A 22,898-nucleotide genomic window follows, 5' to 3' on the forward strand; every position below is an offset into this window, starting at 1 on the left:
GTGCTAGCAGTTAAAGCATTGTTTAAACGGTTTGATTTAAAACCATTCGCTAAGTGACGCTAAAATAAGTTCTATCTAGGCGCTGCCAAACAGCTGTTCGTCGATAAGATCGCATAAACAGTGAATTACCAGCAGATGAACCTCCTGGATGCGGGCCGTCGACGTTGCCGGGACGCGAATTTCACAGTCATCCTGGCCTAAGAGGGACGCCATGTCGCCGCCGTCGCGACCAGTGAGGGCGACCACCGTCATTTCACGATCATGGGCCGCTTGAATCGCTTGAACAATATTGCCTGAGTTACCGCTGGTGGATATGGCCAGAAGCACATCCCCCGGCTGACCTAGGGCGCGAATCTGTTTTGAGAAAACCTCATTATAGCTATAGTCGTTAGCAATTGAGGTAAGCGTAGACGTGTCGGTGGTAAGCGCCAGTGCAGGTAGGCTGGGTCGTTCGCGCTCGAAGCGGTTGAGTAGCTCAGATGAGAAGTGCTGGCTATCGCCAGCGCTGCCACCATTACCGCAAGCAAGAATTTTTCCCTCGCTAACAAGGCACTGCACCATCATTTGGCTGGCCACTTCAATAAACGGCGGAAGTACTTCGCTGGCGTAAGTTTTGGTGTCGATGCTAGCGTTGAAGTGGCCGAGTATCCTAGATTGAAAGTCCATCAGGGCTTCCTGGTTAAATTAAAGTGTAAAGACCGTTTTTAAAGACGGTCAAAAGGCATCAAAAGCAGCTTTCACCCAATCGAATTCGAGGTTGGGCTGCTTGCCCGTTATCGCTAGGATATCAAAGCGGCAGGGTGATGAAAGCCCGCTGCGGGCGATATAGAGCCTTGCCGCACGCACCAAGCGTTGCTGTTTCTGGTAAGCGACCGTTTCCAGCGGATGTCCGTAGCGCGTCGTCGTGCGGTGTTTGACCTCAATAAAGACGAGAATATCGCCATCTCGCATTACCAAGTCAAGCTCACCCCCTTTCACGTAATGATTCTGCGTGACGAGAATGAGCCCCTGTTGGCGCAGCCATTGAGCGGCAAGCTGCTCGATGGCTGCGCCGCGGGCACGGGCAGTGTGGGCGTTAGTCGTCACTTTCATCCAGGTTAGGGATTAGAATGGGTGAGGGCACACCGTTCTGGAATCTGGCCCAGGGCAGTTCGCGGTTGATGCGTCCGTCATCGCTTAAGTACAGGGTGCCAGTGCTGCCATTAAAGCCGTCTAGCTCGCCTAGGTTGGAAAAGCGGATAGCTAACTCGTAAGCATCTATGCCCATTGCCATCAGGCGGAACATGGAGGCATCCGATTCGTCCCGCAGGCTTTGGTAGGTAGATGCAAAGGGGAGCGCCTCTTCGCCGCCGACGGCGGCGTCAGGGATCTGCCAGGGGATATCCACGAACATGACATCGTTAAGATCTTGGTCTAGGCGTGTCTGCAGGCGTCCTTCATGCAAGTGTGAAGTAGCATAGATCGGCAGATCGGGGGCGTAGTAGTAATCCATAGTCGGCGGTACCTGACGCGCATACTCGGGTAGCGCGAGCAGAAATAGGGCGTCAATATTGCTTAGGCGCGCGCGATCACCGCTGACATTGAGCGCGGTTTGCACGGCATTGGCGACCGAACTATTCGGGTTGTAGCGTACGGCATTGGTGATTTCGCCACCCTGGCTATGCCATTCATTCCAGAACGCTTCCCCTACCCGCCGGCCCCAGTCGTTATCCGGAACCATCATGGACATTTGGCGGCGCCCATCCTGCCAGGCACGACGGGCAGCTTGACGCGCTTCATCTTCGGCTGAAAGGCCGTACTGAAAGAGTCGCTGGGCTTGGTTGTGATCACCGCTGCCATAGTTGAGTGCCAGCGTCGGAAGCGGCACACTATCGCGCTGTTCTAGCTGGGTCACTTGATCCTTATCCAGCGGGCCAATAATTAGTTGCGCATTCATTTGCTGTGCGCGGTCATAAATTTCATCCATCGAGTAGCGCGAGGCGTCTAGGAAGCTTAGTTCGACGTTACTGCCCTTGACGCCATGGTGCTGCCGCATAGCCGAAGCGATAGTATTGGCGACGCTGCTAAGCGGTCCTGATTCGGGTAGTGCTACTACGATGCGGCGTATGTCCTGACCTTCAAGCTCTGGCAGTGCAACGCTCACCGCACCACTGGACTGATCAAGCGCCTCGCGGGCCCAGCGCTGACGCTCTTCAAGTCGTTTCTGCTGGTTAGCCTGCATCGGCAGTTCGTCGTCGAGTACCTGAGTGGCGCGCAGCACGGCACGGGGTTCATTCAGCGCACGGGCAAGCTCGGAAAATAGCAGCGCCCAGCGTACCCGGTCGGGTTCGGAGAGCAAGTTTTCATCGATCCCATCGGCGGTTTCGAACGCTCTGTCGCGCTCACCTTGGCGGGCCAGAATGTTAGCCGCTTCCAGACGTGTTTTCGCGGCTTGCTCTGGCGCTTGCTGTTCCGCTTGGCTGAGTAACTGGCCAGGGTCTTCATCGGGCACTCGATCTACCACGCTAGGCGATTGCATCGCACAGCCAGCAACGAGAAATGCCACAAGGGCAGCGGCGAGTAAGCCACGTAATGACTGTTTCATGTATCCTTCCTTAAGTTTCCATTTGCGCTGTCGCTGCTTGTTAGCGATTGACCAAGCCACTGCACAAGCATAGCGCACCAGCAGGGCAAGCCATCAACGAATTGAGAGTCAACAATGACAGACGATAATCCGGGCACATTGTACGTGGTTGCCACGCCAATTGGGAATTTGGATGACTTAACCGCGCGTGCCGCTCGGGTGTTGGGCCAGGTGACACGAGTTGCTGCTGAAGATACTCGCCATAGTGGGCGCTTGTTGGCGCACTTGGGGCTAAACAAGCCCATGCTCTCTTTACACGAGCACAATGAGGCGCGCCGGGTAGATACTTTGGATAGTTATCTTGCTGCGGGTGAAGATATTGCCCTGATCAGTGACGCTGGAACGCCGTTGATTAGCGATCCCGGCTTTGTGCTGGTACGTGAGTTGCGAGCACGCAATCGCCATATTGTGCCAATTCCCGGCCCCTGTGCCCTTATTACTGCGCTGTCAGGGGCGGGCCTGCCAACAGACCGCTTTGTATTTGCCGGTTTTCTGCCTGCCAAGCCAGGCGCAAGGCGCCAAGCATTGGAGGGTTGGAAAAAACGTGAAGAGACGCTGGTGTTTTATGAGTCTCCCCACCGTATCGTGCACACCCTTGAAGCGTTGCAGGAGCAAATGGCAGATCGCGATGTGGTGCTGGCACGTGAGTTAACCAAGACCTTCGAGACGTTTCTGCACGGTACGCCTGCATCTTTGTTGGAGCAATTAACTGCCGACCCTAATCAAGCCCGCGGCGAGTTCGTGGTGATTGTTGCCGGTGCCCCGCCGGTTGAGCAGAGTGAGCATCAAGATATATCAGCCGATGCCTTGCTGGAGGCGCTGCTGGCAGAGGGGGTTGGCGTGAAACAGGGTGCTGCGATTGCCGCGAGAATGCTCGGTGGTCGTAAGCAAGTCTGGTACGCGCGTTTGCAAGCAATTAAAGGTGAGCATTGAGGCAAGTCGAGGGCGCTGGTATGCTTGCCGCCGGAGTTGGCCAGACAGTCGCCGCTAATACCCCTTAAAAGGTGTTGGGGGAGGAAAGTCCGGGCTCCATAGGGCAGAGTGCCAGGTAACGCCTGGGCGGCGCGAGCCGACGGAAAGTGCAGCAGAGAGTAGACCGCCTAAGCTCCTGAAATAAACCTCTGGGGCCGGTAAGGGTGAAAGGGTGCGGTAAGAGCGCACCGCGCGCCTGGTAACAGTGCGTGGCATGGTAAACCCCACTCGGAGCAAGACCAAATAGGGATCCAATGGCGTGGCCCGCGCTGGATCCGGGTAGGTTGCTTGAGCGCTGTGGTAACGCAGCGCCTAGAGGAATGGCTGTCCACGACAGAACCCGGCTTATCGGCCGACTCCCCCACTTACGTACCAGAGCGTGTGCGCACGCTCTTTATTACGCTGTCACTATCATTTTGTGTGAGAAAAACATGCCTTCTCCTGACGCTGAACAGGTTGCTAACTGCTTTCGCCATACCAGCGTACTACTGGAAGGTGCTGTCGATGCACTGGTGCACGATGCGCGAGGCGTCTATTTAGACGGCACTTTCGGGAGAGGTGGTCACTCACGTTTGATCCTTGATCGTCTGGATGCCCAGGGCCAACTGCTTGCGATGGATCGCGATCCCCAAGCGATTGCCGCGGCCGCTGAAATTGACGATTCACGCTTCCAGATCGCCCAGCGAGAATTTGCTCAGCTGGCCGAGTTTGCCCGTGAGCAGGGCGTATTCGGTAAGCTTTCTGGCGTGTTACTCGATGTTGGCGTGTCATCGCCTCAGCTAGATGACCCAGAGCGCGGCTTCAGCTTTATGCGCGACGGCCCACTAGATATGCGAATGGATCCTACTCAAGGGCAAAGTGTGGCTGATTTCCTGGCCCGGGCCAGTGAGTCCGACATCGCCTACGTATTTAAAACCTATGGCGAAGAACGTTATGCCAAACGTTTGGCACGCGCCGTGGTCACTCGTCGGGTTGAGAAGCCGTTTACCCACACGGTGGATCTGGCCGAGGTGTTAAAAGTAGCCCACCCCGCCTGGGAGAAGGGGCGTCACCCCGCCACTAAAGCGTTTCAAGGCCTGCGTATTTTCGTCAACGGCGAGCTGGAGCAGCTAGACAGCGCATTAGACGCCGCGCTAGAGGCGCTGGCCCCTGGTGGTCACTTAGTGGTTATCAGCTTTCACTCGTTGGAAGATCGTCGCGTGAAGCGCTTTATTCGCCACCATGTACGCGGCGATACTGACTTGCCGCGAGGGGTGCCGATTCGCGACGATCAAATGAATCGGCGTCTTGAAGCGCTAGGCAAAGGTGTGCGGCCAAGTGAGGCGGAAGTGGATGCCAATCCTCGCGCACGTAGTGCCGTCATGCGGGCTGCACGCAAACGGATGTAAATGTCATCATGAGCATGGATCGGATTGAGCAGTGGGCAACCACGCTACGCACCGAATGGCCTTTCAGGCTGCGTTTGCGCGCCTGGCCGGTAGCTATTACGCTACTCTTTCTACTCTGCATGGCCTCCGGGCTGGGCGTGGTTGTTACTACCCATATGACGCGGGTTCAATTTGCCCAGCTGCAACAGCTGGAGCAAGAAGAGAACCAGCTGCAAACGGAGTGGGGACAGCTGCTGCTCGAGGAGGGTGCATGGTCAACACCTGCCCGTATTGAACAAATTGCCACTGATCGCCTGGGCATGCGAATCCCCGATGTCCATGATGTTGAGGTGATTCGACCATGAGAAGTGAACGTCGCGGCGGTACCTCGCGTCAGACGCCGATTGCGCCCCCGCTCGGCGGTGGGCGTTTCATGTTTATTCTGCTCGCGATTGGCTTGGCATCGGCTATTTTGATTGGTCGGATTACTTTGCTACAGGTCATTGACCGTCCCTTTCTGCAAAGCCAGGGCGACGCGCGCACTCTCCGTCACGAAACAATCCCTGCTCACCGCGGCATGATTACAGACCGCAATGGCGAACCGTTGGCGATTTCCACGCCGGTGGTGACTCTTTGGGCCAATCCGCAAGAACTTCCCGACGATGCTATTCAGCGTGTAATGCTGGCCCAGGCGCTAGGCATGTCGCTGGGTGACTTCGAGGCGCGGGTGGCACGCTTTAGCGAGCATGAGTTCATGTATTTGCGCCGCCAGATGACCCCCGCGGCGGCCCAGCAGGTTCTTAACCTGCGCACGCCTGGTGTTTACCCGCAACGCGAATATAAACGCTACTATCCCGCTGGCGAGGTCGCTGCTCAACTGCTGGGAGTGACCAACGTTGATGACGTCGGCCAGGAAGGCCTGGAGCTTTCTTATCAGCCTTACCTAGCAGGTCGACCAGGCCAGCGCCGGGTCATTAAAGATCGCCGTGGGCGCCTGGTGCGCGAGCTGGGTGTTATTGACGAAGCCCAGCCGGGGGGGGGACTCACCCTCTCTATTGATCAACGCATTCAATATATGGCTTACCGGGAGCTACGCGCTGCAGTGGCTGAGAATGAGGCTGATGGTGGCGTGCTGGTGATGATGGATGCCCGCACGGGAGAGGTGTTGGCTATGGCTAACTTGCCCTCCTACAACCCTAACAACCGCGCAGGGCTTGATCCGCGTGGGTTACGTAACCAGGCGTTGGTCGATGTGTTTGAGCCCGGCTCGGTGATGAAACCGCTGGCCATGGCTGCCGTATTAGAGAGTGGCGTGGTGGATCGCGACGCAGTGGTTGATACCTCGCCCGGTTGGATGCGATTGGATCAGTTCACTATTCGCGATTTCCGTAATTACGGCGAGCTGGATTTAGCTGGCATTCTGGAACATTCTTCGAATGTGGGGATGTCTCGACTGGCACTGCGGTTGAGCGATACGGCCATCTGGGAAAAGTATAATCAGCTAGGACTGGGGCAGGCACCTGGAACCGGTTTTCCTGGCGAATCTACTGGCAGCTTGCCGGCACCGGTTCGCTGGTCGCGCAGCGAGCGGGCGACGCTCTCCTACGGTTACGGGCTGTCCGTGTCAGCTGTACAGTTGGCAAGTGCTTACACGGCGCTAGCCAATGATGGCGTGCGTTTGCCACCCTCGCTGCTACGCCTTTCTGAGCCGCCGCAAGGTATCCCTGCGATAGCGCCTTCGGTCGCCAATGACCTGTTGCAGATACTGGAAACTTCCGTTGCGGCCTATACCGGTGGGCGGCGAGCTCGTGTCGAGGGCTATCGCGTCGGGGGTAAGACGGGCACCGTGCGCAAAATAGGCCAGCAGGGCTATACCACCGATGCATACCGTAGCGTCTTTGCCGGTATTGCCCCTATTTCTGACCCGCGTATTGTCACTGTGGTAATGATTGATCACCCCAAAGCCGGCGAATTTTATGGCGGCGCTGTCGCCGCACCGGTTTTTTCCAGTGTGACGGGGAATGCTTTACGCTTGTTGGACGTCCCGCCGGATCACGAGGCGGAATAGCTTTTTAAGGAGATGGCATGACGCTGAGTCCAGGCGAAATATTAACGGCGCTCGCAAAAGTATGGCCCACGTCCCCTCTGCCCGCCGACCTGCCTAAGCTGCCGGATCAGGTGCGTATTGAGATGAATACGCGCACGCTCGCCAAGGGCGACATTTTTGTAGCCGTTCCTGGCAGCCAGCGTGACGGGCGCGACTATATTGAGCAAGCCCTTGAGGCTGGGGCTTCGCTTATTTTAGCGCAGGGGGCTCACGGCGATGTACAGCTTGAGGGGCAGGTGCTGAAGCTGCCCCATCTGTCATCGCGTTTAGGCGAATTGGGGCGAGCACTGTATAAGGTGCCCAGCGACCTGGAAGTGATTGCGGTGACCGGCACTAATGGTAAAAGCTCTGTCACTCACTATATTGCGGCCCTCAGCGAAGCGTTGGGAACGCCTGCGGGTCTTGTCGGTACCTTAGGTGTGGGGCGTCCAGGCGAGCTGAGCGATAGTGGCTTAACCACGCCAGGCCCTTTGGCGCTGCAGGCGACGCTGGGTGAGCTGGCCCAGCAGGGCGTTAGGCGTGTTGCCTTGGAAGCTTCATCCCACGCTCTGGATCAGTACCGGTTGGAAGCGGTCAACGTCAGCGTGGGGGTGTTTACCAATCTGACTCGTGACCATTTGGACTACCACGGCAGCATGGCGGCCTATGCGGCTTCGAAAGCCAAGCTGTTTCGCCGTTCTGAGCTCAGTTTGGCGGTGGTGAATGGGGACGATCCCTTGGCGCGCTTAATGCTGGCTGGTGCTAGTAGCCGGGTACGTGTGCTGGCCACCGGGCAAGATGAGGCCGTTACGCTGCGGGTGCTGGATTGGCAGGCGGTTGAGCAGGGGCAGCAAGCGATGATTGCGACCCCAGACGGCGAAAAAATGCTGCGCTTAACGTTAATGGGGCGCTTTAATTTAGATAACGTGCTGTTGGCGATGGCCGCGCTGTATGGGTTGGGTGAATCCCTCGATGCGCTATTCGATGCAGCGACATTGCTATCACCGGTGCCAGGGCGTATGGAGCGCTATGGCGATGAGGGCTCCCCCAGCGTGGTAGTGGATTATGCCCACACGCCGGATGCGCTGAATAGTGCTCTTCAGGCCCTTCGCGCTCACTTGGGCAACGCGGGTAAATTGTGGTGCGTGTTTGGCTGCGGAGGGGAGCGCGATACCGGTAAGCGAGCCGAAATGGCTCGAGCCGCCGAGCAGTTGGCCGATCACATCGTCGTCACCGACGATAACCCACGGAATGAACCCGCCGCGCAAATCCGTGAGCAGATTTTGACCGGGTTCTCACCGGCAGCGCAGCCGATTGAGATCGCTGATCGCCGCGAAGCCGTCGCAGCGGCTATTCAGCAGGCGGCCGCTCAGGATGTGGTGCTGATCGCCGGAAAAGGGCATGAGGCGTATCAGGAGATCCAGGGCATACGCCATCCTTACGCCGATAGCGAAGAGATTCAGCGCGCCTTTGCCCTGCGGAGAGCACAGTAATGCACTGGACTCTTGGTCAAGTAGCCGCGGCGCTCGGCATCGAAACGCCGCCAGGAAGTGCTCAGCTTACCGTCAATTCAGTCGTTACCGACAGCCGTAAAATTGAGCCTGGGTGTCTGTTTGTTGCCTTGAAAGGGGTCAATTTTGACGCCCATGATTTTGTTGAGAGTGCCAGGGAGTTGGGCGCTGCGGCGGCTCTCGTAGAGGCTCCCGTTACCAGCGATTTACCCCAGTTGGTTTGCCCCGATACTAGGCTAGCCTTAGGGCTGCTGGCCAACGCGCATCGCCGCGCGTGGCATGGCCCCTTGGTGGCAATCACTGGCAATAGCGGTAAAACCACAGTGAAGGAGATGTGCGCTTCATTGCTGACGCCTTTAGGCGAGGTGTTAGCGACCGAGGGGAATTTGAATAACGATTTCGGTGCGCCGCTAACCCTATTGCGACTGCGCCAGCAGCATAAAGCCGCTGTGATAGAGCTAGGCGCGAATCATTTGGGTGAGATTGCCTGGACTGCGCCGCTTGCACAGCCCGATATTGCGATTATTACCAATGTGACCGGCGCCCATGTCGGCGAGTTTGGCGGTATGGGCCAGATAGCCCAGGCGAAAAGTGAGCTGCTAGCCGGGCTAGGTGAGCAGGGTACGGCCATATTGAACCGCGATGATGACTACTACTCCTTCTGGGCTTCTCGAGCGGCCCCAAGGCGAGTCGTTAGCTTCGGCTTTCACCCCCAGGCTGATGTCAGCGCCTCAGCGCTTTCCTGTGATCCTCAAGGGCGGTATGCTTTCACGCTGATGCAGCAAGGTCAGGCACTGGGCCAAGTGCGTTTGCCGCTGCTCGGCAAGCATAATGTCAGCAACGCTTTAGCTGCCGCCGCTGCGGCATTGGCGCTAGGCGTGTCTCCAGAGCAGATCATTGCGCGCTTAGAGTCGCTGCAAGCGCTAGCGGGTAGGCTAGCCGTGGTGCCCGGTTTGCGGGGTGCCAAGCTGCTGGATGACACTTACAATGCAAACCCGGGGGCGGTCAAAGCGGCCCTGGATACGCTGGCCAGTTTCCCGGCCCCGCGCTGGTGCGCGCTAGGCGCCATGGGCGAGCTGGGGCAGGATTCAGCGGCGCTACACGCAGATATTGGCCGCTATGCCGCTGAACTTGGCATTGATGAGCTGCTGACGCTGGGCGACGCCGCGCGCGCTGCCAGTGAAGCCTTTGGTCGTGGGCTGCATTTTAACGATTACGAGGCGCTAACGCGTCATGTCACTAATACTTTGCCGCCGGACACCACTTTACTGGTGAAAGGGTCGCGCAGTGCGGGCATGGAACATGTCGTTAATGCACTGCGTTCGGATAAATAAGGTAAACGCCGTTCATGTTACTTCACTTGGCGAATTTTCTGTCGCAGTACCAATCTGATTTTCAGGTAGTCAATTATTTAACCCTACGCGTGATTTTAGGCGCTCTCACTTCATTAATGCTCTGCTTATGGCTTGGGCCATGGATGATCCGCAAGCTGGTAGAAGGACAAATCGGTCAATCCGTGCGTGACGATGGCCCGCAGTCCCACCTTTCCAAGGCGGGCACCCCCACCATGGGGGGGGCGATGATTATATTGGCCATCGCCATCAGTACGTTACTTTGGGGTGATTTAACCAACCTTTATATCTGGGTGGTATTAGGCGTCACGCTAGGTTTTGGTGCGATTGGTTGGGTCGATGATTACCGCAAAGTAGTCGAGAAAAATCCGCGTGGTCTACCCGCCCGATGGAAGTATTTCTGGCAGTCGGTGGTGGGGCTTGGGGCGGCAGTGCTGCTCTATTTGACCGCCTCAACGCCGGTCGAAACCAGCTTGTTGGTGCCAATGTTCAAAGAGGTTGCACTGCCACTGGGTCTGTTTTACATCGTGCTTAGCTACTTTGTGATTGTGGGCAGCTCCAACGCGGTTAATTTAACCGATGGTCTCGATGGCTTGGCGATTATGCCTACGGTGCTGGTGGCCATGGGCCTGTCGGTGTTTGCTTATGCCAGTGGCAATACCGTGTTTGCCGAGTATTTACATATTCCGTTTATTGTCGGTACCGGCGAGCTGGCGGTTTTTTGTGCCACCATTGCTGGCGCTGGGCTTGGCTTCTTATGGTTCAACACTTATCCCGCCCAGGTCTTTATGGGCGACGTAGGTGCCTTGGCGCTAGGGGCTGCATTGGGCGTGGTGGCGGTGATCGTGCGTCAGGAAATCGTGCTGTTTATTATGGGCGGTATTTTTGTTATGGAGACAGTGTCGGTCATTCTTCAGGTGGGCTCTTATAAACTCACCGGGCGACGCATCTTCCGCATGGCGCCATTGCATCACCACTATGAGTTGAAAGGTTGGCCTGAGCCGCGGGTCATCGTGCGCTTTTGGATCATTACCGTGGTGCTGGTGCTGCTTGGTCTCGCAACGCTCAAGGTTCGTTAATGAACGTTCATTAATGCAAATGGCCAAGAGTGGATTGACGGGTCGAGAGCAGGAGGCGAGAGGAAGCCGGTGATGGTTCGAGTTGCTAGAGGTTTAACGCTGGTGGTGGGGCTGGGGCTGTCGGGAAGAGCGATATGCCGCCATTTAAGCCGCTTAAATGTGCCTTATATGGCAGCGGATACGCGTGCCGAACCACCAGGATTGGATGACTTTCAAACCGCTCATCCTGGTATTGAAATTCACTGCGGCCCGTTAACCTCGCTGGATCTGCGTGATGTTGAAGAGGTAGTGGTTAGCCCTGGGCTTGATCCGAGAATGCCGGGCTTAAAAGAGCTGGCTGACCAGCTAAACCCGCGCACAGGTGAACCGATGGTGGTGGGTGAGATAGCCCTCTTTGTTCGCGCCGCTAATGCGCCCATTGCCGCTATCACCGGCTCTAATGCCAAATCAACGGTTACTACGCTGCTGGGAGAGATGGCTGCCGCCGCCGGTGTGAATGCGGCGGTGGGGGGTAATCTTGGTACTCCCGCGTTGGATCTGTTGGCTAGCCACCCCGATGCGGCACTCTACATTCTTGAGCTTTCAAGTTTTCAGCTCGAGACGACTCCCTATCTTGGTGCGCGCTGCGCTGCTTTCCTGAACTTATCCGAAGATCACCTCGACCGCCATGGGGATATGCATGGCTATCGAGCCGCCAAACAGCGTATTTTTATTGGTGCCGAGCACGCCGTGGTGAATGCCGATGAACCCCGCACGTGGCCAGAACATCCCGTTGACCAGGTGGCTTACTTTACTCAAGCAGCCCCTAAGGGAGAAGAGTGGGGGCTGGCACTTCACCATGAGAAGTCGACGTTAATGCAAGGCTCCAGTCCTTGGCTGGCTATCAATGAGTTAAAAATGGCAGGTCAGCACAACTACCTCAATGCATTGGCCGCTCTGGCTATGGGCCAGGCGTTAGGCTTTGCGGCTGCGCCCATGTGCAGCGCGCTGCGCGAATTTAAAGGCTTGGAACACCGCAGTGAAGTCATTGCGCAAATTAACGGCGTCACATGGGTCAACGACACCAAGGGTACCAACGTCGGCGCTACTTTAGCGGCCATTAATGGCATTGGTGCAACGCTAGAAGGGCGTTTGATTTTACTCGCGGGTGGCGTAGGTAAGGGCGCTGATTTTTCTCCTTTGGCCGAGCCTCTTTCTAAGTGCGCGCGACACGTGCTGCTTTTCGGTTTAGATGCTCCGCGGCTAGCCGACGCATTGATTGAACACGTCAGCATTCAGCAGGTTGAGAATTTAACCCAGGCGATGCAGGCAGCCTTTGAGCTTGCCCAGCCGGGAGACTGCGTGCTGCTCTCGCCCGCCTGCGCGAGCCTGGATCAGTTTGCCAACTACCAACAGCGCGGCGAAGTATTTCGCCGTTGGGTGCAGGGCAAGGTATCACCTGCCGCCGGGGAGGCGCTATGAGTCGAGTTCAGCGTCTGCGTGCAGTGCTTACCACGCGCGATCTGCCCTGTGATATTTGGCTGATCATAGCGGCGGTTGCCTTGGCGGGGTTGGGCTGGGTCATGGTCAGTTCGGCGTCGATTGGTTTGTTGGAGGATACCTATCACTACTCACGCCAGCACGGTATTTTTCTGGTGCTGGCCATCATGGCCTGCGTCTTCATGCTCTGCGTGCCGCTTGAAGTCTGGCGCCAAAACGCAGCGCTGATTCTGCTCGCTGCTATTTTTCTATTGGTTTTGGTGCTGATTGTTGGCCAGGAGATCAATGGTAGTAAGCGCTGGATAGCATTGCCAGGGCCATTGCCGAGTTTACAGGTTTCCGAATTTGCCAAAGTTGGGCTGATTTTCTACATGGCGGCATTTATGTCGCGTTTTACCTACGATTTGCGTCGCCGAGCGTTCAGTATGTGGCGCCCACTGGCCGTGCTGGCCGTGCCGATTGGACTGCTATTTTTAGCGCCTGATTTCGGCGGGATGGTGGTGTTTACCGTCTGCGTGATTGGCATGCTGATGATGTGCGGTGCCTCGCTGGTGCTGCTGGTTGGTAGCGGGCTGCTGCTCGGCTCTGGGGCGGTTGTCATGGTGCTTATAGAACCCTACCGGCTGGCCCGCTGGACCAGTTTTTTAGACCCCTGGGCCGATCAGTTTGCGACCGGCTATCAGTTAACCCAGGCGTTAATTGCCTTTGGGCGGGGTCATGTAACAGGCACTGGTCTGGGTAACAGCGTTCAGAAGCTGCACTACCTGCCCGAAGCGCATACCGACTTTATATTTGCGGTGATCGCCGAGGAGCTGGGAATGATCGGCGCGATTATCGTCGTGATGTTGTTCACGTTGTTTATTGCCCGCGCCATGTGGATAGGGCGCAAAGCTGAGTTAGCAGGGCATCTATTTGGCGCTTATCTAAGCTACGGAATCGGCTTTGTCGTAGCCGCCCAGGCGTTTATCAACATGGCGGTAAGTTCCGGGCTGCTGCCGACCAAAGGGCTAACGCTGCCGCTGATGAGCTATGGCGGCTCTAGCCTGCTAGTGACAGGCATAATGGTGGGGCTACTGCTGCGCACGGATGCTGAAACACGTCATCGTCCCCGACGCGCGTCCACCCCCTATAAATCGCGCCATGAACCGCGTTTATCGTAACGCTATGCCGCTTGATGCTATCAGGAGTTTGATGTGACGACTAACGTTAGCCGACGAGTACTGATTATGGCGGGGGGCACTGGCGGCCACGTTTTTCCCGCCCTGTCACTCGCCAACGCTTTGCAGGCGCAGCAGGTCGACGTTGAGTGGTTGGGCAGTCCTAGAGGGATTGAAAACCGGCTTGTGCCCGAGTCGGGCATTAAATTACATACAATTGCGGTTAGCGGGCTGCGTGGCAATGGCTTGACGGGCTGGCTAAAAGCACCGCTAAACCTTAGCCGTGCGGTACTGCAGGCGCGTGCAGTTATTCGCGACTTTAAGCCTCACGTGGTGGTCGGTTTGGGTGGTTTTGCCAGTGGTCCTGGCGGGTTAGCTGCTTGGCTGACGCGCGTTCCATTGGTGATTCATGAGCAGAACGCCGTTGCAGGCCTGACTAATCGGGTGCTATCGCGGTTGGCTAAGCGCACCTATGCCGCCTTTCCGGAGGCTTTTGGGGAGCGTGCCGACGTCATCGGTAACCCGGTGCGTGATGATATTGCTGCCTTGGGGAACTCGCCGCGAGATGAGGAAACGCTCTCATCCCGGCCTCTACGGTTGTTGGTAGTGGGCGGTTCGCTCGGCGCTGTCGCGCTTAATGAACGCTTGGCTCCTGCACTGGCTGCACTGCCCATTGAGCGGCGTCCTCACGTGCGCCATCAGGCGGGTAAGAATCGTGACGAGGCCACTACTGAAAATTATCAACAGCACGGCGTGAGCGCTGAGGTTAGCCCCTTTATTGACGATATGGCCGCCGCCTATGAGTGGGCCGACTTAGTGGTGTGCCGCTCAGGCGCGCTGACAGTCGCGGAATTGGCCGCTGCGGCTAAGCCAGCGCTGCTGGTGCCGTTCCCCTTTGCCGTCGATGACCACCAGCGAATCAATGCCCAGGTGTTAGTCAAGGCAGGAGCGGCAAAGTGCGTGGTTCAGTCTGAGCTCACCGTTGAGCGGTTAAGTGAATTTTTAAATCAATTGCTCATCCCAAACACCCTGGCAGCGATGGCGGCCAATGCTCGCCAGGCTGCCCATTTAGACGCCACGAAGCGGTTGGCTGAAGGGTGCTTGGCGATGGTGCCGTTAGGAGACTCCGCGTGATCGATTCAGACAAAACCGTAGCACCCTCACGTTCTGCCGCTGGCCCCGGCATGCGCCGCATTCGGCGACTCCATTTTGTCGGCATTGGTGGCGCAGGGATGTGTGGTATTGCCGAGGTGCTAGCCAATCAAGGCTATACCGTGAGCGGTAGTGATGCGAAAACCTCTTCGGTCGTGGAACGGCTGCGTCAATGCGGTGTTAGTGTCGCGATCGGGCATGCCGAGGCCAATGTCGAGGGCGCTGATGTGGTGGTGGTGTCGAGTGCCATTGATGAAACCAATCCAGAAATACGCTGGGCCCATGAGCACCGCGTGCCGGTGGTGCGTCGGGCTGAAATGCTCGCTGAGCTAATGCGTTTTCGTCATGGCATCGCCGTGGCGGGCACCCATGGCAAAACCACCACGACCAGTTTGACGGCGACACTGCTGGCGGAAGGGGGGCTTGATCCCACCTTTGTGATTGGCGGGAAATTAACCAGTGCCGGCGCCAATGCCCGCTTAGGCGAGGGCGACTATCTCGTTGCCGAGGCCGATGAGTCCGACGCCTCTTTTTTGCACTTACAGCCGATGGTGTCGATTGTCACCAATATCGATGCTGACCATATGGCGACCTATGGCGGCGATTTTGAGCGGCTAAAAAGTACCTTTATCGAATTTCTACACAACTTGCCGTTTTATGGCTTGGCTGTGCTGTGTATCGATGACCCCCATGTGCGTGTGCTTTGCGAGCAGGTAAAGCGCCAGTTCGTGACCTATGGGTTTGATAGCGATGCCGATTACCGGATTGTTGATTTTGCTCAGCTTGGTGGTGAAGTGTCGTTCACAGCTTTACGCCCTGGCGGCGCTGCGCCATTAGACGTACGTTTGGCTATGCCGGGGCGCCACAATGCCCTAAACGCCATGGCGGCGATTGTGGTGGCTACCGATGCAGGCGTGAGTGATAGCGCTATTCTGAGCGGTCTGGCTGGTTTCGCCGGGGTTGGTCGCCGTTTCCAGGTGCATGGTCATTTTCCTGCGCCCCACGGTGGCGGCGATATCATGCTGGTGGATGACTATGGTCACCATCCTCGGGAAGTTGATATGGTTATTCAGGCCATTCGTGCAGGGTGGCCGGATCGCCGCCTGGTTATGCTTTATCAGCCCCATCGCTATAGCCGTACCCGCGACTTATATGAAGATTTTGTCAGAGTGCTTTCTCAAGTGGATACGCTGGTGCTACTTGATGTTTACAGTGCCGGTGAAGCGGTTATTCCTGGTGCCGAAGGAAAAACCTTGGCGGGCTCTATTCGTCAGCGAGGTGACGTTGACCCGCTATTTGTCGAGCACAAACATGAACTGCCTGCGCTGTTAACCAATGTATTGCGCCCAGGCGATATTTTAATAACCCAGGGCGCCGGTGATGTGGGGGGGATTTCCCTGCGTTTGGCACAGGCACAGCTAGCGATGAACGAGGTGGATCTGTGAGTGTTGACGTAACAACCCCCCAGTCTCTTGAAAAAGTTGTTGTCGTTTATGGGGGTACCTCCGCTGAACGCGAGGTGTCGTTGAAAAGCGGTGCGGCGGTGCTTGAAGCACTGCAGCGAAAAGGTGTCAATGCCTGCGGCTATGATCCCCGCGACAACGGCCTAGTGGGATTGGAGCAACTGGCTCCCTCGCTAGTCTTTGTGGCTCTGCATGGTCGCGGCGGCGAAGATGGCACCTTGCAGGGAGCTTTGGAGCTGCTGGGTATTCCTTATACCGGCAGCGGGGTGCTCGCTTCGGCCCTGGGGATGGATAAACAGCGCACCAAGCAGGTATGGAGCGCGGTTGGTCTTCCCACCCCCGAAAGCATTATGTTGGAGGCGACGGCGGAGTGGTCAGCCGTGGTCGAACAACTTGGCCTGCCGCTGATTGTTAAGCCTGTTCATGAGGGTTCGACGCTGGGCATTAGCATCGTGAAAAGCCAGGCAGCGCTTGAGGCGGCCTATCATGAGGCCGCCCAGTTCGATGCCCGCGTGATGGCAGAGCGCTTTATAGTGGGCGACGAATATACCGTTGCGCTGCTAGGTGATCAGGTGTTGCCAGCGATTCGAGTTGAAGTGCCCGGAGGTTTCTACGACTACGAAGCCAAATATATCGCTAATACTACCCAGTACCATTTGCCTTGTGGCTTGTCGGCGCAGGACGAGGATGAGCTTGCACTGCTCTGTCAGCAGGCGTTTGCTGCTATCGGTGGCGTAGGCTGGGGACGGGTCGATGTCATGCGCGATAGCGAAGGGCGTTTTTGGCTGTTGGAAGTCAATACGGTGCCTGGCATGACCGATCATAGTTTGGTACCTCAAGCGGCGGCTCATGCGGGCATAAGCTTTGATGATCTGGTGCTGCAAATACTCAATAACGCAGGTGAGCAGTCCTCAGAATGACTAAAAACTTATTTAAAAACGGCTTTTTAAAAAGTGCCTTATGAAAAGGCGTAACGCTTGGTTGGGAGTTCTCCTGCTGGCGCTGCTGATGGGAGCAGGCGGGCGGGCGCTCTGGCTGTGGCTAGATCGTCCGATTGAGCGTGTGTCTATTCGCGGCGAATGGGAGTATGTCAGCGCCGACTACCTGCGTACTCAGTTGGCACCTCTGGTGGTTGATGCCACTTGGCTATCTGCTGATTTGGGTGAGTTGCGCGACCGTGCGCTGCAAGTGGGCTGGTTAAACGAAGTGCGCATTTCCCGTGAGTGGCCGAATGCACTGGTCTTCGAACTGGTTGAGCAGGAGCCCGTTTCCCGTTGGAATGATGACTTCTTACTTAACCCTGAAGGCGAACCTTTCGCTTTTGCGCCATTATCACCACCCACAGGTTTGCCCGATCTAGCAGGCCCTGCTGGCAGCAGTGAAGAAGTGTTGGACTATTACGACCGATTAAAACTGCACTTTGAACAACTATCGCTGAATCTTACGCAACTTCGTTTAGAGCCGCGAGGTGCTTGGCGGCTGCAATTAAACGATGGTGCTTGGGTGATGTTAGGTCGGCGGCAGCATGAAGTACGCTTAGCACGGTTATCGGCTTCTTGGCAGCGTGAGTTGTCGTCTCTTGGTGAGCAGATTCGCTATATTGATCTGCGCTATCCTAACGGTGTTGCTGTTGCGTGGCATGGAGAAAGTGAATTTACTGTGCAAGATGAGTAACTCTTCTATTACTTGATGCAAATAAGGTGTAAAAGTGAGTGGTTGCCATCGTTGAAAAAGTCAATAATCGGCTTTAAATTGATACCCAAGCCTATTATTGTGGGTTTGTACTAGTCGTATTGCGACTATTGTTTCTATACTATGGTCCATCTACGGTTTAAATAGTTTTTAATTTCGACTATTGGCAGTTAGCGATTGCCTGAAAAATATCACTGATTATTTTGGGTAGCACGCTTTCGATGTTAAGCGTTGGATTAAGCGACACCCTATTTATATTTATTTTTAACAATGACGCAAGGAGATTTCCCGACTCATGGCAGGCTCACCCAACGCATCCAATATGGTGGTCGGGCTGGACATTGGAACGTCCAAGGTCGTCGCGATAGTCGGTCAACCTACCGATGATGGCGGAATTGAAATTGCAGGTATTGGTTCGCATCCTTCGCGTGGAATGAAGCGTGGCGTGGTGATCAATATTGAATCAACGGTACAGTCAATCCAGCGCGCCGTTGAAGAAGCAGAGTTAATGGCCGGTTGTGATATTCACTCGGTATACGTTGGCGTGGCAGGCAGCCACATTAGTTCAATGAACTCGGATGGTGTTGTCGCCATTAAAGAGCGTGAGGTGACACCCTCAGATATTGAACGAGTGATTGACTCCGCACGGGCGCGCGCTATCTCAGAAGGTCAGCGGGTGCTGCATGTGCTGCCCCAAGAGTTCTCGATTGATGCCCAAGGTGGCATCCGTGAACCGCTTGGCATGTCCGGTGTGCGATTGGAAGCGCAGGTGCACTTAGTGACAGCCGCTTTAAACGCGGTGCAAAATATCGAGAAGTGTGTGCGCCGCTGTGGTCTTGAAGTTGATGCTATTATCTTAGAGCAGCTCGCCTCTAGTATGGCTGTGCTAACTGAAGATGAGCGTGAACTGGGCGTCTGTATGGTCGATATTGGTGGTGGAACCACCGACATGGCTATTTTTAGCGAAGGCGCCATACGCCACACGGCGGTGATTCCTATCGCGGGTGACCAAGTCACTAACGATATCGCCATGGCGCTGCGAACACCCACGCAGCACGCGGAAGAGATCAAAGTTAAATACGCTTGCGCGCTAACCCATTTAGCCGCAAGCGATGAAATGATTAAAGTACCTAGCGTAGGGGATCGTCCTGCGCGTGATCTATCGCGTCAAGCGCTCGCTGAAGTGGTAGAACCACGCTACGAAGAGCTATTTACGCTAGTGAGAGACGAATTGCGCCGTAGTGGCTATGAAGACATGGTGGCTGCTGGGATAGTACTTACCGGTGGTACCTCGCGCATGGAAGGAGTTAGCGAATTGGCGGAAGAGATTTTCCATATGCCCGTTCGCATCGCATGTCCGCAGAATGTAAGAGGTTTGGCGGACGTTGTGTGTAACCCCATTTATGCGACGGGCGTTGGTCTGCTGCATTATGCCTTGCAGGAAACGCGTCATGGGCAAGGTCTAAGAAGCCACGGGGGAGTGGTTGCAGCCCATAAGGGTCGCAACGAGCTTGCCCGGCGTGATATCAAGGAAGACCATTCGGCGCTGGCAAGAATTAAAGGCTGGTTCAAAGGAAATTTCTGACAGGGCCGCAAGCGCGGTTCAGGAGACGGGGCTTATGTTCGAATTGGTAGATAACGCACCCTCGAGCAGTGCGGTCATCAAAGTGGTTGGCGTTGGCGGCGGTGGTGGCAATGCTGTTAACCACATGGTCGAAAGCAATATTGAAGGCGTTGAGTTTATCTGCGCCAACACGGATGCCCAGGCGCTCAAGCGCTGTGCAGCAAAAACCGTATTGCAACTGGGTAGCGAAATCACTAAAGGATTAGGTGCTGGCGCCAATCCTGATGTGGGCCGCCAAGCCGCAATGGAAGACCGCGAGCGCATTGCGGAATTGTTGGTTGGTGCTGATATGGTCTTCATCACTGCCGGTATGGGCGGTGGTACGGGTACCGGAGGTGCACCGGTGGTCGCTCAGGTCGCCAAAGAGTTGGGGATTCTTACCGTTGCCGTGGTGACGCGCCCTTTCCCCTTTGAAGGGCCTAAGCGTATGCGCGCTGCTGAAGAGGGCATGAAAGAGCTCTCTGAGCACGTTGATTCGTTGATCACTATCCCCAACGAAAAGCTGCTTTCCGTGCTGGGCAAGAACGCCACGTTACTGACGGCCTTCAGTGCGGCTAACGATGTGTTGCTGGGTGCCGTTCAAGGTATTGCAGAGCTGATCACTAGTCCGGGTATTATCAACGTCGATTTTGCTGATGTGCGCACCGTTATGTCTGAAATGGGCATGGCGATGATGGGTACCGGTGGTGCCACGGGCGAAAATCGCGCTCGCGAAGCTGCCGAGAAAGCGATCCGCAGCCCGCTGCTGGAAGATATCGATCTTCACGGCGCACGCGGTATCTTGGTCAACATCACTGCTGGCCCTGATTTGTCGATCGGCGAGTTCAATGATGTGGGCGCTACAGTTCAAGAGTTTGCTTCTCCAGACGCTACCATCGTCGTGGGCACCTCCATTGATATGGAAATGTCTGACGAACTGCGTGTCACCGTCGTTGCTGCTGGCTTAGATGGGCAAAAACCTAAAGCGGCTGCGCGCGAGCCGGCGCGTCGTTCTGCTACGGAATCCTCTGATTACCGCAAGTTGCAGCAGCCAACAGTGATGCGTCAGCAGGCAACCGCACGCGCTGAAGCACCCGAAGCAGCCGCTAAACCTCGTCCTGAAAAGCGTCGCGCTTCTGAAGCCGATGATTATCTGGACATCCCCGCGTTTCTACGCCGCCAGGCGGATTGATTCTCGAAATCAGGCTCATTGCAACAGCGAGCGAGCGTTTTATTGGCTAAAACGCTCGTTTGCTGTTAAAGTGAACACTGTTTGATAACTTTTTCCCTGCGGTTATTACCGTCATAAGAGCTCGGCTACTATCCATGATCAGACAACGCACCCTACAAAACGTCATTCGCGCCACCGGAGTGGGCCTGCATTCAGGTAAAAAAGTCCATCTAGCTCTGCGTCCGGCGCCGGCCAATACTGGGATTGTGTTTGTTAGAACCGATCTGGATCCCGTCGTGCACGTACCTGCGCGGGCGGAATTGGTCGAAGATACCAAGTTATGCACCGCTCTTGTCTTTAATGGAGTCAAGGTAGCTACCGTTGAGCACTTGATGTCAGCCTTTGCTGGCCTGGGTATCGACAATGCCTACGTGGATGTTAGCGAACCTGAAGTGCCCATTATGGATGGTAGTGCGAGTCCGTTTGTTTTCTTGATTCAGTCAGCGGGTATTTTGGAGCAGGATGCTGCCAAGAAGTTTATTCGCATCAAGCATCGTGTGGCAGTGACTGATGGCGACAAAGAAGCGGTTTTCTTACCCCATCAAGGGTTCAAGGTCTCGTTTGCCATTGACTTCGATCACCCGGTGTTTGAGCAGCAAAAGCAGACCGCGTTAATCGATTTCTCGACCACGTCTTTCGTCAAAGAGGTCTCGCGCGCGCGTACCTTCGGATTTATGCGCGATTTAGAGTTTTTACGCTCTAATAACCTAGCGTTAGGTGGAAGTTTAGATAACGCTATCGTGGTTGATGACTATCGCATTGTTAATGAAGGTGGTTTGCGCTACGAAGATGAGTTCGTTAAGCATAAAGTGTTAGATGCTATCGGCGATCTGTACCAGTTGGGTTATAGCCTGATCGGTGAGTTCCGTGGGGTGAAGTCCGGTCACGCGCTGAACAACCAGTTGTGTCGTGAATTGATGGCGCAGCCCGATGCCTATGAAATTGTCACCTTTGAAGAAGACAAGGCGGTGGCACCGATTTCCTATGCCGCGCCCGCAATGGCCTGATATAGCTAGGCTTAGCTTTTTACATTAGCGCTTTTTTACTTTTGATTCATAAAGCATCGCTTAGGCGGTGCTTTATGCTTTTAAGAGTGTGGCACTAGGGCGCTAAGCCTGATTGGTAGACAAAACGGTGTGAGCGTTACTTGGCTGGCCGAGCATGAGAGGCAAGCCGTTCCAGGGCGCGTTTTAACGCAGGATTGGTAGTGTCTTCAGCGCACTCGGCTAGCGTTTTACCTGCATCGGCCGAAAGGCTACGTGTATTGCGCGGCGGTGCCACAATAGGGCGCACCGGGCGTACTTTAAAGGTAAATCCGCTTACCCCTTCAAAGCCGGGCAACTGATGAAGCAGTTCTAGTAAGCGCCGTTGTTCAAAGCGCAACCATGTCAGCCAGCCCGCCTGACCACTAATTAGGGTTAAGCGACCTTCGCTAAAGCCACCAACAAAAATATGCTCACGCATCTCTTCAGGTAGGTGCGCGCGCAGGTGTCGCTGGGCCTGATCGATTAAGCGAGACAGGCGCATTAACTTATTAATATCGCCCGACTTTGAGAGCAGGCGGGCGATGGGCTGTGCGCGAGAACGCTTAACCTTTATACTCATACGCTTAATTCCTAGGGTACCGCTAACCTAGGGTACCGCTAATGATGAGGTCGCAAGTATTAGCTGATTTCATTTTAGTCGATTTTACCACGCCCAGGAGCCTGTCTACAGCATGTCACCTACGCTTGATGTTCAATCAGCTTTGCCGCGGCGCCACCGCCGTTACGGTTTAGCGCGTTGGTGGCTGGCCGGTCTTCTAGTGAGCTGCCTTTTGCCCGCCAGTTTAGGCCCCACGGATGCGTTCCGTAATGGCGAGCGTAGCATCACTATCTGTTTATGGGTGCCTGCGATTTTGCGCGCGCAGTCCCACTGGATTGCTAAGCGCCGGAGGGCTCTACAGCGTTGGGCACAAAGTCCCCAGCATTTTGCTCCTGTGCGGCGCCTATGTCACTGGCTAGCCCCGATGGCTATGCTGGTCGCCGCTCAGGATGTTTTGACCCAGCGCGGCCCACCTTTCCGACGAGTCTGCCGTTAAAACACCTACTGTGTATGCTCTAGATAAAGAGCATGCTGAGAAAGGGCAAAG

The 22,898-nt window shown here is 55.6% G+C and carries 21 protein-coding genes and 1 other RNA gene; 18 read left to right on the top strand and 4 right to left on the bottom strand.

What is annotated here, in order from left to right; genetic code table 11:
• Window positions 1-75: 75 nt before the first annotated feature.
• From QEN58_RS07295 to QEN58_RS07305, 3 genes are read right to left on the bottom strand one after another with little or no spacing between them, the layout of a single operon-like run.
• Window positions 76-666, bottom strand: a complete 591-nt coding sequence (locus QEN58_RS07295; RefSeq protein WP_071692837.1) for a phosphoheptose isomerase — start codon at window positions 664-666, stop codon at window positions 76-78.
• Between the two features lie 48 nt (window positions 667-714).
• On the bottom strand, window positions 715-1,086 hold the full coding sequence (locus QEN58_RS07300) for a YraN family protein (protein WP_280106455.1): 372 nt from the start codon (window positions 1,084-1,086) through the stop codon (window positions 715-717).
• Complete coding sequence (locus QEN58_RS07305) at window positions 1,076-2,584, bottom strand: penicillin-binding protein activator (protein ID WP_280106456.1); 1,509 nt, start codon at window positions 2,582-2,584, stop codon at window positions 1,076-1,078. Before QEN58_RS07305 ends, QEN58_RS07300 begins: the two co-directional genes overlap by 11 nt.
• Window positions 2,585-2,698: 114 nt before the next feature.
• Between QEN58_RS07305 and rsmI the strand changes: the two genes are divergently transcribed.
• The 17 genes from rsmI to lpxC all read left to right on the top strand — a co-directional run bounded on the left by rsmI (window position 2,699) and on the right by lpxC (window position 21,774).
• On the top strand, window positions 2,699-3,556 hold the full coding sequence (gene rsmI, locus QEN58_RS07310) for a 16S rRNA (cytidine(1402)-2'-O)-methyltransferase (RefSeq protein WP_280106457.1): 858 nt from the start codon (window positions 2,699-2,701) through the stop codon (window positions 3,554-3,556).
• A 32-nt stretch (window positions 3,557-3,588) separates the two neighbouring features.
• An RNA gene (gene rnpB, locus QEN58_RS07315) (RNase P RNA component class A) lies at window positions 3,589-3,959 on the top strand.
• Between the two features lie 67 nt (window positions 3,960-4,026).
• Window positions 4,027-4,983 (top strand): 16S rRNA (cytosine(1402)-N(4))-methyltransferase RsmH, encoded by a 957-nt coding sequence (gene rsmH, locus QEN58_RS07320; RefSeq protein WP_280106458.1) that lies wholly within the window; start codon window positions 4,027-4,029, stop codon window positions 4,981-4,983.
• A gap of 8 nt (window positions 4,984-4,991) precedes the next feature.
• Window positions 4,992-5,327: a cell division protein FtsL gene (ftsL, locus tag QEN58_RS07325; RefSeq protein ID WP_022523909.1), complete on the top strand. Its 336-nt coding sequence runs from the start codon at window positions 4,992-4,994 to the stop codon at window positions 5,325-5,327.
• The gene (locus QEN58_RS07330; protein WP_280106459.1) at window positions 5,324-7,030 is read left to right on the top strand and encodes a peptidoglycan D,D-transpeptidase FtsI family protein; all 1,707 of its coding nucleotides are present in this window, start codon (window positions 5,324-5,326) and stop codon (window positions 7,028-7,030) included. The genes ftsL and QEN58_RS07330 overlap by 4 nt, the downstream gene beginning before the upstream one ends.
• Window positions 7,031-7,047: 17 nt before the next feature.
• Entirely contained in the window at window positions 7,048-8,541 is a 1,494-nt protein-coding gene (locus tag QEN58_RS07335; RefSeq protein ID WP_280106460.1) for a UDP-N-acetylmuramoyl-L-alanyl-D-glutamate--2,6-diaminopimelate ligase, read from the top strand.
• Window positions 8,541-9,893 (top strand): UDP-N-acetylmuramoyl-tripeptide--D-alanyl-D-alanine ligase, encoded by a 1,353-nt coding sequence (locus QEN58_RS07340; RefSeq protein ID WP_280106461.1) that lies wholly within the window; start codon window positions 8,541-8,543, stop codon window positions 9,891-9,893. The genes QEN58_RS07335 and QEN58_RS07340 overlap by 1 nt, the downstream gene beginning before the upstream one ends.
• A gap of 14 nt (window positions 9,894-9,907) precedes the next feature.
• Window positions 9,908-10,990, top strand: a complete 1,083-nt coding sequence (mraY, locus tag QEN58_RS07345) for a phospho-N-acetylmuramoyl-pentapeptide-transferase (protein ID WP_280106462.1) — start codon at window positions 9,908-9,910, stop codon at window positions 10,988-10,990.
• Between the two features lie 72 nt (window positions 10,991-11,062).
• Window positions 11,063-12,451 carry a UDP-N-acetylmuramoyl-L-alanine--D-glutamate ligase gene (gene murD / locus QEN58_RS07350; protein ID WP_280106463.1) on the top strand — a complete coding sequence of 463 codons (1,389 nt, stop codon included), beginning with the start codon at window positions 11,063-11,065 and terminating at the stop codon, window positions 12,449-12,451.
• Window positions 12,448-13,629: a putative lipid II flippase FtsW gene (gene ftsW, locus QEN58_RS07355; RefSeq protein WP_280106464.1), complete on the top strand. Its 1,182-nt coding sequence runs from the start codon at window positions 12,448-12,450 to the stop codon at window positions 13,627-13,629. Before murD ends, ftsW begins: the two co-directional genes overlap by 4 nt.
• A gap of 33 nt (window positions 13,630-13,662) precedes the next feature.
• Entirely contained in the window at window positions 13,663-14,760 is a 1,098-nt protein-coding gene (gene murG / locus QEN58_RS07360) for an undecaprenyldiphospho-muramoylpentapeptide beta-N-acetylglucosaminyltransferase (RefSeq protein WP_280106465.1), read from the top strand.
• A 50-nt stretch (window positions 14,761-14,810) separates the two neighbouring features.
• Window positions 14,811-16,223: a UDP-N-acetylmuramate--L-alanine ligase gene (murC, locus tag QEN58_RS07365; RefSeq protein WP_280106911.1), complete on the top strand. Its 1,413-nt coding sequence runs from the start codon at window positions 14,811-14,813 to the stop codon at window positions 16,221-16,223.
• The gene (locus tag QEN58_RS07370; RefSeq protein WP_280106466.1) at window positions 16,220-17,161 is read left to right on the top strand and encodes a D-alanine--D-alanine ligase; all 942 of its coding nucleotides are present in this window, start codon (window positions 16,220-16,222) and stop codon (window positions 17,159-17,161) included. Before murC ends, QEN58_RS07370 begins: the two co-directional genes overlap by 4 nt.
• 40 nt (window positions 17,162-17,201) lie before the next feature.
• A complete protein-coding gene (locus QEN58_RS07375; protein WP_280106467.1) occupies window positions 17,202-17,915 on the top strand; it encodes a cell division protein FtsQ/DivIB in 714 nt (237 codons plus the stop codon).
• Window positions 17,916-18,228: 313 nt separating this feature from the next.
• Window positions 18,229-19,518, top strand: coding sequence for a cell division protein FtsA (gene ftsA / locus QEN58_RS07380; protein ID WP_022523899.1), 1,290 nt, complete (start codon window positions 18,229-18,231; stop codon window positions 19,516-19,518).
• Window positions 19,519-19,552: 34 nt separating this feature from the next.
• Window positions 19,553-20,728, top strand: coding sequence for a cell division protein FtsZ (gene ftsZ / locus QEN58_RS07385; protein WP_280106468.1), 1,176 nt, complete (start codon window positions 19,553-19,555; stop codon window positions 20,726-20,728).
• 134 nt (window positions 20,729-20,862) lie between these two features.
• Entirely contained in the window at window positions 20,863-21,774 is a 912-nt protein-coding gene (lpxC, locus tag QEN58_RS07390; RefSeq protein WP_071692854.1) for a UDP-3-O-acyl-N-acetylglucosamine deacetylase, read from the top strand.
• Window positions 21,775-21,910: 136 nt separating this feature from the next.
• Here lpxC and QEN58_RS07395 read toward each other — a convergent pair whose 3' ends face one another.
• On the bottom strand, window positions 21,911-22,372 hold the full coding sequence (locus QEN58_RS07395) for a DUF721 domain-containing protein (protein ID WP_280106469.1): 462 nt from the start codon (window positions 22,370-22,372) through the stop codon (window positions 21,911-21,913).
• Window positions 22,373-22,484: 112 nt separating this feature from the next.
• Between QEN58_RS07395 and QEN58_RS07400 the strand changes: the two genes are divergently transcribed.
• Entirely contained in the window at window positions 22,485-22,847 is a 363-nt protein-coding gene (locus QEN58_RS07400) for a hypothetical protein (RefSeq protein WP_280106470.1), read from the top strand.
• Window positions 22,848-22,898: the final 51 nt, after the last annotated feature.

Source organism: Halomonas alkaliantarctica (assembly GCF_029854215.1).
GTDB classification, from domain to species: domain Bacteria; phylum Pseudomonadota; class Gammaproteobacteria; order Pseudomonadales; family Halomonadaceae; genus Vreelandella; species Vreelandella alkaliantarctica_A.